Raw genomic sequence first — 13,010 nt, 5'->3', positions numbered from 1 at the left:
GTTTTCGTTTCTTCTTTGATAATGCTGACGATAGCAGCTTGTCAGCAGATAATTGATGCTTATCACCTGCCGGTTTCTGCCATCCACTGTATCAAAAGAATATGCTTTGACAAAGGCCTTAATGAAGGTAAGAATTGAGAACTATCAGAAAAGAAAGGTAACCTGAAGGTAGAATATCTGATAATTCAGTGATTATAAATCAAAATAAGTTCCCACCTCACCATTCTACCCTGTCGCCTTTCTACCTGCTCCCTTTTTAAACTAAAAAAGTCCTGAGATAATACCATTCTCATCAATATCAATATTCTCGGCTGCCGGAGTTGCCGGCAATCCTGGCATACGCATAATATTACCGGTGACAGGAACAATAAAACCGGCTCCGGCGGCTATCTCAATTTCGCGAACAGTCACAACAAAATTCTCAGGCCGTCCAAGAAGTTTGGGATTATCGGAGAGCGACTTTTGAGTCTTGGCAATACAGACAGCCTTATTGCCAAGTCCAAGTTCTTCAACCACCTTAAGGTCTTTTTTGGCCTGAGCCGTATAATCAATGGCTTTGGCCCCGTAAATCTCTTTGGCAATGGTCTCTATTTTCTTTTCCACCGACCAATTCCAATCGTAGAGAGGTGTCATTTCAGATGTGCAGCTTTCGGCCGCCTCTGCAACCAGATGAGCCAATTCCTCAGCACCCTTTCCTCCATTGGCCCACACGTCGGCTACAGCCACTTTTACGCCCAGCTCCTTACATTTTTCTTTAACTACAGCAATCTCCTCATCAGTATCCGGGACAAACCGATTGATTGCCACCACCGGACAGACATTGAATTTCCGCATATTTTCCACATGCTTCTCAAGGTTTTCTATTCCCCGCTTCACCGCATCCACATTGGGGCTGTTCAGATCAGCAACAGGTACTTCTCCATGATATTTCAAAGCCCTGACAGTTGCCACCAGCACAGCAGCCTGAGGTTTCAGACCTGCTGATACACATTTAATATCCAGAAACTTCTCTGCCCCAAGATCAAATCCAAATCCGGCTTCGGTTACCACATAATCGTAATCTTTTCGGGGTCAATAAATTTCAAAGGAAGCTTAGCCTTATACTTGCCGTACAACTCAAGATCGTCAAATGGAATACCAAGCTTTTCTGCAATTTCAGAAATGGGTTTAATCCCGGCCTGCCGAGCTATTTCTATATCACTTGCCATAACAGTATTCTTTTATATCTATTCGTTAAACTTTTGCAAACACTTTAAATACATGAGTGCAGTATAAAAAGCATATTTTTGTCAGAATCAAGGCGTTTTAAATTTTTGTGCCGGAGTTAACTCGTTGTTAATGAGGATGCAAAAAATTAAAACAACAACGAGTTTGGCAACAAAGATGCTTTTTAGACCGGGCTCATACATTATTTATGCTTTTCTTGCCTGACAAAACCGCAGCCATTCAGTGTCTTATTCCTGATATTCGTGTTTTTTTGGCAAAATATTTTCTAATGTTATCTGAAAATGGTTACGCCATTCCTTGTCCTGGGTCAGCTAATGGCATGAATTACGCGAATCTAAAAGCTGTAAAACTGCTTTTTTTAAACGGCACAGCCGTTTAAAAGTCGCACCAAAAGTGCGAAATTCGTTGACAACCAAAAAAATTGCGTAGCAATTAGCTTATCGGGCTAATTCTGATTAGATTTTTATAACTTGTGCTTCTGGCTTTTCCAGGGTAGGAGTAAGGAACTATAGTAAAAGAATATGAAGATATGTAGAATTATTGAAGTGTCAAAATCTCTTTTCAGGTCAGAGGAAGGGTGAATTTAAAATCACTGCCTTCACCGGGAGTGCTCTCAACCCATATTTTCCCCTGTTGTTTTTCGACAAACTCCCTACACAAAAGCAGTCCGAGGCCGCTGCCGGTTTCATTGGCGGTTCCCGTTTGCGAAGTATGGGTAGATACATCCCACAGTTTTTCCTGAAGTTCCTTGCTTATGCCAACTCCGTTATCCGAAACAGTAACCATTGCCACGTTCTGCTTTCTTTCGGTTTTTACAATGATTTGTCCGCCAGCTGAAGTAAATTTAATGGCATTGGAGAGGAGATTACGCACAATGGTTTTCAGCATAAACCGATCGGCTCTGACATAGGTGTTGCCACATGGCCGGAAATCAATTTTTATGTTCTTTCGACAGGCCTGTTCCTTAAGTAACTCAAAAACTTCACTACAGACTTCATCCACGTTGATGGTTTTCAGGTTTGTTGTCAATTTTCCGGACTGAGAGTTGGCCCATAAAAGTAAATCCTCCAATAAGCTGTATGTTTGTTCTGCTGCCCGATGAATCTGACTCAGATGATCCTCTATTTCTTCCGATGTAAAACTCTTCAAATTGGCGAGCAACAATTCTGAAAATCCGATAATGGAAGTGAATGGTCCACGAAGATCGTGTGCAATAATAGACAGAAATTTATCCTTTGTAGCAATCACCTGAGCCAGTTCATTACTCTGTTCAACAAGCTCGTTTGCCTGCTTCTCGATTTTTTCCTGACGTTCTTTCAATATGGCATTGATCTCCAACAACTGCTCTTTCTGTTTTTCCAGCACCTCTTTTTGCTGCCGGATTTCTTCTGTGCGCCTGTCAACAAGGGTATTCAGCCGGCGAATGCGACGCATCCTTGACAAATAAAAGCCGGCAAAAATAAATACCACAACAAGTATCAGGAATCCCCTGAACCAGTATGTTTGCCAAAAAGGCGGGAGTATTACAATTTTTAATTTTTGCTGTTCTTCCCCCCATTCATCATCAACCTTACACTTTATTTTGAAAACATATTCGCCGGGATTCAAATTGGTATAAGTCGCTTTGCGGTTTTTTCCCACATAATACCAATGCTTGTCAAAGTTTTCAAGCATGTAGGCATATTCAATATCGTCCGAAAAATTATAATTCAGTGCAGCATAATCAATTGAAAACATGGAATAGCGCCAGGGAATTTCAATAGACTCTGTTTCTGTAATTGATTTTTTTAAAAGAGAATCCTTCCCGCCTATCTCTACCGGTTTATTGTATACCTCAAACCCTACAAGCTCAATGGGAGGATAACTAACTGAAATGCGAACACTATCCGGATGGAAACGATTAAATCCATTAATCCCGCCAAAATAGAGGTAGCCATCCTTGTCCTTAAATGAAGCACCTCTGTTAAATTCAATATCCTGCAATCCGTGAGAAGTAGAATATCTTCTGTAGACTTTGGTGTCGGGATTAAACTTAAACAACCCGTCATTAGTACTAACCCACAAATTGTGACGATTGTCCTCCTCAATTCCCAACACTCTGAATTCTGTAAGGCTGTCTCCCAAAGAATAATAATAGAAACGGAGATTGTCCGTATTTAACCTGTGCAAACCTCTGTTGGTTCCGAACCACAAATCTCCTTTATGATCTTTCATCGAACATAAAATATTTCCGTTTCGAAGCCCTCTGCCATCGCCTTCAACGCCAATAAACCGCCGGAAAGTCCCGTTTGGCCGCAGCATATTCACCCCACCACCGTCAGTCCCAATCCAAAGATATCGACCCTCTCCTTCAATAATATTGACAATAAAATTGTTGCTAATTGTCTGCTCATCATCAGGATCGTTCATAAAATGAGAAAAAGTGCCCGACTCCTTATCGTATAAATTTAATCCGCCACCAAAAGTACCCACCCATATATTATGACCGTGGTCTTCATAAACCATGGATACTGCATTCGAATTAATACTCCCTTCATCCGAGGGATCATATCTAAATCTTGTAAATTCCTCCTTTGACAGATCATATCTCACAAGACCTCCACCCCATGTCCCAAACCACATATTCTCATCAGAATCACAGGTAATTCCCATTACATAATCATCTTCTACCAGTCTTTCATCATCCGAACCAAAGGAAAACGTTCTAAAATCAAGACTTTTCAAATCAAGAATGCTAATACCGCCGCCATCCGTGCCTATCCAAATATTTCCGGAAGGGTCCTGTTCAAAACTTGTTACACTATTATGCGTTAATCCGTTGCTGAGGTTTTTCTTTCGAAAATGCTCGAAAGCATTATAGTTTTTGAAATAAACGTTAACACCACCCGAGTAAGTACCAATCCATATATTACCGCCGGAATCTTTATAGAGTGAATATATAGAATTATTGTTAATGCTTTCGGAATCAATATCGTCCTGTACTACGGTTAAAAAATTTCCTTCAGCAGGATTATAAATACTTAGTCCTCCATTCTCTGTTCCAAACCAAATATTGCCCCGGTCGTCTTCAACAACCGCTCTCACAAAATTGCTGCTCAGAGAATTGTCATTTGAAGGATCATGTGAGAAATTTTCAAACGATTTGGTTTCCGGGTTATAACAACTGACTCCGTTGCCGAGCGTAGCAAACCAGATATTACCGGAACTGTCTTCATAAATATCATAAATGCTATTACCTGCTGGTGAGTGAGGGTTATCAGGATTATGTCTGAAGTGCTCAAAAGTCCCCTTTTCCGGATCATAACGATCAATTCCTCTATCTGCCCAAAACCCTATCCATATATATCCTTTCGAATCCTCAAGGATGGCCCTGACACTATTATATCCAAGAGAGCCTTCGTCATCGGGATTATGCACCATCCGCATCAAACTGCTACGATCGCTATTTATCTTAAACAGTCCTGAACCATAAGTCCCAATCCAAATATTTTTCTCAGAATCTTCAATAATAGCTGCCACATTGGTAGAAGGTATTTCCTGATATGAACCGGGAATCTTATTAAAATTTTCAAATGTTTCATTTTCAGGATTATACCGGTCAAGCCCACCGCCTAAATATCCAATCCATATATACCCGTCCCCGTCCTCAACCATCGAACTGATCTGGTTGCTGCTCATCGAGTTTTGTTCATCAGATGAGTATTCATAAACCCTGAAATTATACCCGTCAAATCGATTTAATCCGGCCCTAGTGCCAAACCACATAAATCCCTTCGAATCCTGCAAAATTTCCACAACATTATTCTGCACCAACCCATTCTTTGAGGTAATATGCCTGAATTTCATATTGGGACTTTGTGCCCTGGCTATGAAACAACTAAATAAAAGGACAACAATTAATAATCCTTTATGCATATCTTCCGTATAGATTTTTTATCTGCTAAAAATCAATAACCCTTTATATTAATCACAAGTAGCTATCTGTAAGATATTTATATTAAAGCGCACTTAAACCTGGTGAAGCTAATGCAAAACATATTTTTTAAAATCGAGTGAAGTATAAAAAGCATATTTTTGTCAGAATCAAAACGTTTTAAATTTTGATACCCGAGTTAACCAGTTGCTAATGAAGAATCAAAAATTTAAAACAACAACGAGTTTGGCAACAAAGATGCTTTTAAGACCGGGCTCATATATAGGTACTATAAAATTCATCTTATATCTTAAAATCTAACGTTCTATTGAAAAAGGTACTTTTGAAAAACACCTAACTTTCTATACGTTCTGTCTATACGAAAGTTTTCATAACCGATTGAAATTTTTCTGTTTCGTATCTGATGAACAGTGAAAAACCGCTTTAGTCAGCTATGTAAAATCAAACTACTTCTTCCTTCTCAAACAAAACACCAGTCCAACTTCATGAATAAGCCTGGTACAATATCGCAAAGCAGTAGAACGCACAACGATTTACGTCTGTCTGTTCAGGCGGCGCCTGTCACTTCTTAGCCAGTCGCTTTCTTTCATGTTCCTGAAGTAAAATTTTGCGTAACCGGATGGCTTTGGGAGTCACTTCAACATATTCATCACCCTGAATATATTCCAGAGCTTCTTCGAGGCTAAAGACAACAGGCGGTGCCAGTTTGGCCTTTTCGTCTGAACCCGAAGCCCGCATATTGGTCAGCTTCTTCGTTTTAGTAACGTTCACAGTAATATCGCCTTCCCTGCTGTTTTCGCCAATTACCTGCCCCATATAAACCTCTTCCTGGGGGTAAACAAAGAACCTGCCCCGGTCCTGCAGTTTATCAAGAGCATAGGCAATGGCGGTTCCCGACTCCATAGCAATGAGTGATCCGTTCAGGCGTTTAGGGATGTCTCCTTTCCATGGCTGAAAAGCTATAAATCGGTGAGCCATTATAGCTTCTCCGGCAGTGGCTGTCATTAAGTTGTTTCTAAGTCCGATAATGCCTCTTGACGGAATATTAAATTCGAGAACAACACGGTCGCCTTTTCGTTCCATCGACAGAAGATCGCCCTTTCGCTGTGTAACCATTTCTATGGCGCGGCCACTATACTCATCGGGCAGGTCAATGGTCAACTCTTCTACCGGTTCGTGTTTCTCTCCTCCAATCTCTTTGACGATCACACGGGGTTGTCCAACCTGCAATTCATATCCTTCGCGGCGCATGGTCTCAATAAGCACCGACAAATGCAATACACCCCGTCCGTAAACATTCCATGCATCGGACGAATCGGTCTCTTCAACTCTTAGCGCCAGGTTTTTCTCCAACTCTTTGTCGAGTCGTTCCCTGATGTGCCGGGATGTAACGTATTTACCGTCTTTCCCGAAAAAGGGTGAGTTATTGATGGTAAACAACATGCTCATGGTAGGCTCGTCGATGGCAATGGGGTCCAGCGGCTCAGGATTTTCCGGATCGCATATACTGTCGCCTATTTCAAATCCATCGAGACCAATGATGGCACCGAGTTCCCCGTTTGGCAGGACATTGGTTTTGGTTCGCCCCAGCCCTTCGAACACGTTCAACTCTTTGATCCTGGTTTTGTACACATCGCCGTTACGGCCGACAACGGCAACTTCCTGCCCTGTTTTCAGTGTACCACGATGCATACGCCCAATGGCAATTCGCCCAACATAAGGGGAATATTCCAATGAGGTAATCAGCATCTGTGGCGTTCCTTTTCTTTCTTCAGGAACAGGAATGTGTTCAATAATGGCATCCATCAGGGCACTGATATCGGAAGTTTGTTTTTTCCAGTCTGTTGACATCCATCCGTCGCGTGCCGAACCGTAAACCGTGGGGAAATCAAGCTGCGCCTCGCTGGCATTAAGATTAAACATCAAATCAAACACCATTTCCTGTACTTCTTCAGGACGACAATTGGGTTTGTCAACTTTATTGATAACGACAATGGGCTTCAGACCCAATCCCAAAGCTTTCTGAAGGACAAACCGGGTTTGTGGCATCGGCCCTTCAAAAGCATCTACGAGCAAAAGTACCCCGTCGGCCATATTGAGCACCCGCTCCACCTCCCCGCCAAAATCGGAGTGACCGGGTGTATCTATGATATTTATTTTATGATTGTTCCAAACCACCGAAGCATTTTTGGAAAGTATGGTGATGCCCCGCTCCCTTTCTAAATCGTTGCTGTCCATGATAAGTTCGCCCGGTCGCTGATGCTCGCTGAAAAGGTTACCTGCCTTCAGCATTTCATCCACCAGCGTGGTTTTCCCGTGGTCAACATGGGCTATAATTGCTACATTTCTGATTGACTGCATAATTGTTCCTTAAAATAGCGTGCAAAATTACGCTTTTTAATAACAACAAGCAGCCATCCTCTGTTTTATGTGGTGTTAAATTTAATTAACGGATGCTGCGATAGCCCGTGAAGCAAAAAAACAAATCTTCTTCAAAAAAATAATACTTGGTATTGCATAGTACTAAATTATATTTATATATTTGCAATACCCTATTCAGTGTATAAACAAGTTCAGATATCAGTAAAAAAGATTTGATGTAGTAGCATCTCTTAAAGATCAAAACATATAGCCATCATAATTTTAAGCACCCTATAAAAAGTAACCGCCAGGCAGAAGTAATAAATTTTGTAGAACCCAAATTCTTACTAACAGGAACTTATGCAGAAAGGGATTTTTCAGTTTGTTCCGAAAATTTGCCTGACAGGCAGGCGTCGAACTCTATATGGCAAACAGAGGATATAGCATTATTTGCGTTTTTGATTTGAATAAAAGGTAATGAAGAAAAATCGTAACATCACCAAAAGAACAGGGTCAATTGTCGCTTTTAGCATTCTATTCATATTGGCCGTATTATTAACGGGCAGGCAACAACCTGTTCCACAAGTTGCAGATAAAACTTCAGTGGCCGCTGAGAGACCAAAGAAAGATGTTGAATACTGTACCGAAGCCGATTCGGGAGAAGAAAGATCAAACCATGCAGCATCATACTTCATGATTGGTCTGCCGTTTTAAAAACAAAAAAATATGAAGATAGAAAATGCCAAAGCTCAGATGCGAAAGGGAGTGCTGGAATATTGCATCCTTTCGGTTCTGTCAAGAGGAGATGCTTATGCTTCGGACATCATTAATGAGATGAAGGAAGCGCGCATCATCGTGGTTGAGGGAACACTTTACCCCCTTCTTACAAGGCTTAAAAATGCCGGGCTCTTGTCGTACCGTTGGGAGGAATCGACACAAGGGCCGCCACGCAAATATTATGAACTGACCGACCGGGGACGCGAGTTTCTTCAGGAACTTGACTTGTCCTGGACAGAGTTAGTAAATTCTGTTCAATTCATTAACTCCAAAAATCAAAACCATGAAGAAAGTAGTGACCATTAATATTGCAGGCCGTTCTTTCTATATCGATGAAGATGCATTTGCACGACTGGAAGAATATCTTAAGAAACTTGAGATATGGTCGCGTGAAAAAGAGGGTGGACAAGAAATTTACGATGACATAGAAGCGCGCATAAGAGAGCTGTTCGAAGATAAAATCAATCCTACAACAGGTGTTATCACCATAGACCTGGTTGAGGAAATTGTCAATACGATGGGACAACCAGAAGATTTCTCAGAAGAGCCGGCTGACAATGAAAGCAGCGGGCAGGAGCAGGGAAATACCTTTTCAACAGTGCCACCACGACGTCGTTTGTATCGCGATGTGGAAGACCGCGTTTTTGGCGGCGTTTGCTCTGGAATTGCTGCATATTTCGACATCGACCGGGTAGTGGTCAGGGTTTTGTTTGCAGTATTACCCTTCCTGAGCTTTGGGGCAATTATTCCTATCTACATCATCCTGTGGATAGCCATTCCCCCTGCCTTAACAGCTGCCCAGCGGCTCGAAATGCAAGGGCATGATGTCAACATTTCGAACATAGAAAAAAACATCCGCAACGAATACAACGAGGTAAAACGAAAATTCCGGCAATCACGCGCCTACAGAAAAGGTGAAGATTACCTGGGACGGTTTCATAAACGCGACCGGACAGCCCTGGTAATTACGGCTGTAATCGTGGGAGTCATTATTATGGCAAATCTTGTCAACATCCCTTTTGAATTGGGGTGGAATCCGGCATTTCATTTCGATTTCCCGTTCAGCCACTTTGGCTTTCCGGGAATATTCCCCCTTGTCCTTATTCTTTTAATACTGGGGCTGTCTTTTCGCTCTGCCATGAAAGGATTCCTTATCCTGATAGCCGTGGTATTGCTGGCCGCGTTCCTGTTTAAGATGCTGGGGGTGTTTGCCTGGCCTCACATGATGCATACGTTTATGTAAACTGGTGAGTTGATGAGTTGGCGGGTATCGGGTTTTTAGTTTGAATATTGTTGCAGGCGGTTTCGCGTACCATTGACTTAGAAAAGGTAAAGAACAAAAGTTGAACGCTGGTTTTGAAAAAAATCTGAAAAATATTTAACAACTAAAATTATGAAGAAAACCATCCATATCAATCTTGCAGGTCATGCTTTCAGCATAGATGAAGATGCCTATGACCGGCTAAACAGCTACCTGGAGGAAGTAAAAGCGAAGCTTGGCGATACCGATGAAGCCAAAGAAACGCTTGAGGACATTAACCTGCGTATTGCAGAGCTCTTTCGGGGCGTTCATCCCGATGCTTCCTCATCGGTTACCCTCGAAGATGTCAATGAGATCATTAAAACCCTGGGTGATCCCGGCGATTATGAAACGCCCGACGATCCCGACAAAGCCACCGAAAATAAAACATGGGAGGAACCTTACGTGAAAAAACAATTGTTTCGTGATCCCGACAACCGGGTGCTGGGAGGTGTTTGTGGCGGCCTGGGAAACTATTTTGGTACCGACCCCGTCTTGTTCAGGTTACTTTTCATCCTGGCTACATTCTTGTACGGTACTTCTGTTCTGGTCTACCTCATCCTTTGGATCGCCATTCCGAAAGCGGTGACCATGCAACAACGCATTATGATGATGGGCGGAGCACCCGGCAGCGATTCCTGGCGAAGACGCCAGATGTCTCGTCCGGGAAACGGCGATGCAATGAAAGGTGTTTTACGTGTTATCGCTGTTGTTGCCGGCATTTTCCTTATCATCATTTCCTTCCTTTCGCTGAGCGGGATTATTATGGCCTTTTCCTTAACTGATGTCATCCTGGAAAGTTTGACCCACGATAGTGTATGGACGCCGGGACTTGAAAGCTTATTTCTGCTACCCGGACAAAAAGTAACCGCTGTTATCGGTATTTTACTGGCAGCCGGAATTCCTTTGCTGGTTTTGTTCTATCTGGGAATGCACCTGATTTTCCGTTTCAAAAAAGGCGGGCCGGCCTTCCTGGTTACATCGCTCATCCTGTGGCTGGTTGGTATCGGTCTTATTACTTATACCGGCGTACAAATAGCCTCCGGCTATGCCAACGAAATGGAGATTGAGGAACGAAAACTGCTCGAAGTTCCTGAATCGGATACCATCTATATTGAACCTACTGAAGCCTCCCTAAAACTCGGAGAGGGCACTCACATATTCAGCAACGATGACATCTCCATCAAGCGCCAGAACAATCAACCGATAATTGTTGGAACACCTGATATTAAAGTGAACCGTCATGGCGCAAACTTCGAAATCTCTGTGAGGAAAAAATCACGGGGACAATCGTCCGACGAAGCGCTCAAAAATGCAGAAATGATAGAATATTTCTATATGCAGAACGACTCTCTTTTATTGATCGACCGCTATTTCAGTGTTCAAAAACCGGGCGTCATGCGTGGCCAGGAATTAAAAGTTACCATTCAAATTCCGGAAGGCAAAGCAGTAAAAACCGCCGATGAGTTTAAATATTTGATTGATATAGATTAAATAAAATGCCATGTTTGCTAAATTATCTCTGTTTCTGTCTGCTATTTTGTTATCGATGTCTGTCTGCTCCCAAAATTCCGGTGAAGACAGCCTGACCGACAAAGAAATACGTCACATCATGGGGACTTTACCCCGGATGGTACCCCGGCTGCGACAAGCCGGCATTACGGTGTCGCAGGCTTATTATATCTGGCCACGCGATGCTGCTCTGCATGCAAAAGGTGAAGTGATTCTCGGGCAATACGGATATGACGCCCTGCTACTCGATGCCCTGGAAACATTTTGTAAAACCTGGTTCTGTCTTAATTACGACAATCTGATCGCCGAGCGCAGACAAATATTAATGACTTCGGAAGAACACATCAATGAAAACCCGTATGTTACTGAAGACCAGAAAAGAATTAACATCAGGATGCTAAACAAAGAATTGGGAGACGACAAGGAACAACTAAAAAAAGAAGTTGGAGAAAACAACCTGAGAAGAGTACGCACCTATGAGAATAAATTTAAGGAAATCTGGGAAGAGTTGGATTAAACTACTTAAACTCCATTCCAATCAACGAAATATCATCAAAAACCGCCCCGGATTCGATATGACGGGCCACTAACTGCTTAGCCTCCTCCATATTTTCTTCGATGCTTTTCCGGTTGGTAATAATCTTTTCGATGTTCATAAGGCCTGAATGCACCTCATTATCGCGTTCCAACTCTATAAGCCCGTCGGTAAACGCCATCAATTTGGCATTTTTTGGAACAGTAATTCTGCCCACCTCCACCGAAGGAATGACATCGAGCATTCCAAGACCGATACAACCACTATCGAGAGATTCCAGGTGCGATTTTCGCCGATCGAAGAGCAAAGGAGGAAGGTGTCCTGCATTAACATAGATGAGTCTGCGGCTGCGCAGATTATATTTCCCAATGAACATGGTAATAAATTTCTCATTATTGGCGCTGCTGTTCACCCGTTGATTGAGCTGGTGAATCAATTTTTTAAGATTAATATTGGGGGTAAACAATGTGCGAATGATAGCCTGAAAGTTGGACATTAAAAGAGCTGCGGCAATTCCCTTGCCGGAGACATCGGCCACGCAGAAACCGATGGAATTACGTGACAACGGTATAATATCGTAATAATCGCCTCCAACACCCCAGTGCGGGTGATAGAATGCTTGCAGCGACAGCTTTTTATGACGTGGCAGGTCTTCGGGATTGGGAATCAGCTGGGTTTGTATCTTTGATGCCACCTCCATCTCCTTCTTAATTGCCTCCTGTTCGAGGATGGTTTCCTGCATCCTCTTATTCTCAATGAATACAATGATGAGATTAGAGATGATTTGAATCAGTTTCAGGTGTTTAATAGTAGGACTGATGCCCTGTTGCTCCTCCTCTATGTCGCCAATCAGAACGTAACCGATGGCCCGGTACCGGTGGAAAAGCGGAATTACGGCATCAAACCCCTGAAGCGGGACAGGCGGTGCAAGTGTTATGTTTTCTATGGATTTGTATTGCAGCAGATCGCGCTCTACATTAATTTTTTTAACCTCTTCGGCCGACACTCCCGAAATCAGCAGATTTTTCCATTCTCCGTCGGAGTTGGTAAAAACAAGAATCTTCCCTACTTCCAACTCCTCTCTCAGCAAAATCTCAAACTCGGCAAGCAAATCATCAACCGTATGATCCTGGTTAATGGTCTGTGCAATATCCAGTAGAATATTGAGCCGGTCTTTGTACAGACGTAGTCGTTTCTTTTTTACCTGCGTGATCATGGGATGCTTGTGTGTCTTACATTTCCGATAAATGTACGAAATTTAATTTTTTTATGCGAAAAATAATGCTTCCACTAACAAAAAAACCCGTCAAGGAAATACAATATTTCTTTGACAGGTTTAACGCCTGATATTAATTTCTTGTTAC

The 13,010-nt window shown here is 42.4% G+C and carries 10 protein-coding genes; 5 read left to right on the top strand and 5 right to left on the bottom strand.

Annotation, left to right across the window (positions count from 1 at the left end; genetic code table 11):
• Window positions 1-261: 261 nt before the first annotated feature.
• From ATH1_RS18930 to typA, 4 genes are all read right to left on the bottom strand, one after another.
• The gene (locus ATH1_RS18930; RefSeq protein ID WP_010418213.1) at window positions 262-1,050 is read right to left on the bottom strand and encodes a formate--tetrahydrofolate ligase; all 789 of its coding nucleotides are present in this window, start codon (window positions 1,048-1,050) and stop codon (window positions 262-264) included.
• On the bottom strand, window positions 1,044-1,208 hold the full coding sequence (locus tag ATH1_RS20390; RefSeq protein ID WP_010418211.1) for a formate--tetrahydrofolate ligase: 165 nt from the start codon (window positions 1,206-1,208) through the stop codon (window positions 1,044-1,046). Before ATH1_RS20390 ends, ATH1_RS18930 begins: the two co-directional genes overlap by 7 nt.
• 580 nt (window positions 1,209-1,788) lie before the next feature.
• A complete protein-coding gene (locus tag ATH1_RS0104610) occupies window positions 1,789-5,142 on the bottom strand; it encodes a sensor histidine kinase (protein ID WP_010418205.1) in 3,354 nt (1,117 codons plus the stop codon).
• A gap of 580 nt (window positions 5,143-5,722) precedes the next feature.
• Entirely contained in the window at window positions 5,723-7,522 is a 1,800-nt protein-coding gene (gene typA, locus ATH1_RS0104605; RefSeq protein WP_010418204.1) for a translational GTPase TypA, read from the bottom strand.
• 477 nt (window positions 7,523-7,999) lie between these two features.
• On the opposite strand from typA, the gene ATH1_RS0104600 reads away from it, so the two are divergent.
• The 5 genes from ATH1_RS0104600 (at window position 8,000) to ATH1_RS0104580 (ending at window position 11,628) form a co-directional block, all read left to right on the top strand.
• Window positions 8,000-8,236 carry a hypothetical protein gene (locus tag ATH1_RS0104600; protein WP_010418203.1) on the top strand — a complete coding sequence of 79 codons (237 nt, stop codon included), beginning with the start codon at window positions 8,000-8,002 and terminating at the stop codon, window positions 8,234-8,236.
• 12 nt (window positions 8,237-8,248) lie between these two features.
• On the top strand, window positions 8,249-8,605 hold the full coding sequence (locus tag ATH1_RS0104595) for a PadR family transcriptional regulator (RefSeq protein WP_010418202.1): 357 nt from the start codon (window positions 8,249-8,251) through the stop codon (window positions 8,603-8,605).
• Entirely contained in the window at window positions 8,583-9,542 is a 960-nt protein-coding gene (locus ATH1_RS0104590; protein ID WP_010418200.1) for a PspC domain-containing protein, read from the top strand. The genes ATH1_RS0104595 and ATH1_RS0104590 overlap by 23 nt, the downstream gene beginning before the upstream one ends.
• 150 nt (window positions 9,543-9,692) lie before the next feature.
• The gene (locus ATH1_RS0104585) at window positions 9,693-11,093 is read left to right on the top strand and encodes a PspC domain-containing protein (protein ID WP_010418199.1); all 1,401 of its coding nucleotides are present in this window, start codon (window positions 9,693-9,695) and stop codon (window positions 11,091-11,093) included.
• Window positions 11,094-11,103: 10 nt separating this feature from the next.
• Complete coding sequence (locus ATH1_RS0104580; RefSeq protein ID WP_010418197.1) at window positions 11,104-11,628, top strand: hypothetical protein; 525 nt, start codon at window positions 11,104-11,106, stop codon at window positions 11,626-11,628.
• 1 nt (window position 11,629) lies between these two features.
• Here ATH1_RS0104580 and ATH1_RS0104575 read toward each other — a convergent pair whose 3' ends face one another.
• Window positions 11,630-12,862, bottom strand: a complete 1,233-nt coding sequence (locus ATH1_RS0104575) for a PP2C family protein-serine/threonine phosphatase (RefSeq protein WP_010418195.1) — start codon at window positions 12,860-12,862, stop codon at window positions 11,630-11,632.
• Window positions 12,863-13,010: the final 148 nt, after the last annotated feature.

Source organism: Anaerophaga thermohalophila DSM 12881, assembly GCF_000191885.1.
In the GTDB taxonomy this organism is placed as follows: Bacteria; Bacteroidota; Bacteroidia; order Bacteroidales; family Marinilabiliaceae; genus Anaerophaga; species Anaerophaga thermohalophila.
The sequence above is the reverse complement of the archived record's forward strand: the minus strand, read 5'-3'. Positions and strand labels throughout refer to the sequence as shown.

What these genes read in the sequence shown, in the direction of transcription:
- ATH1_RS0104580 (WP_010418197.1), top strand. Translation starts at nt 11,104, where the DNA reads ATGTTTGCTAAATTATCTCTGTTTCTGTCTGCTATTTTGTTATCGATG.
- ATH1_RS0104590 (WP_010418200.1), top strand. Translation starts at nt 8,583, where the DNA reads ATGAAGAAAGTAGTGACCATTAATATTGCAGGCCGTTCTTTCTATATC.
- ATH1_RS0104610 (WP_010418205.1), bottom strand. Translation starts at nt 5,142, where the DNA reads ATGCATAAAGGATTATTAATTGTTGTCCTTTTATTTAGTTGTTTCATA.
- ATH1_RS0104585 (WP_010418199.1), top strand. Translation starts at nt 9,693, where the DNA reads ATGAAGAAAACCATCCATATCAATCTTGCAGGTCATGCTTTCAGCATA.
- ATH1_RS0104600 (WP_010418203.1), top strand. Translation starts at nt 8,000, where the DNA reads ATGAAGAAAAATCGTAACATCACCAAAAGAACAGGGTCAATTGTCGCT.
- ATH1_RS0104595 (WP_010418202.1), top strand. Translation starts at nt 8,249, where the DNA reads ATGAAGATAGAAAATGCCAAAGCTCAGATGCGAAAGGGAGTGCTGGAA.
- ATH1_RS20390 (WP_010418211.1), bottom strand. Translation starts at nt 1,208, where the DNA reads ATGGCAAGTGATATAGAAATAGCTCGGCAGGCCGGGATTAAACCCATT.
- ATH1_RS0104575 (WP_010418195.1), bottom strand. Translation starts at nt 12,862, where the DNA reads ATGATCACGCAGGTAAAAAAGAAACGACTACGTCTGTACAAAGACCGG.
- typA (WP_010418204.1), bottom strand. Translation starts at nt 7,522, where the DNA reads ATGCAGTCAATCAGAAATGTAGCAATTATAGCCCATGTTGACCACGGG.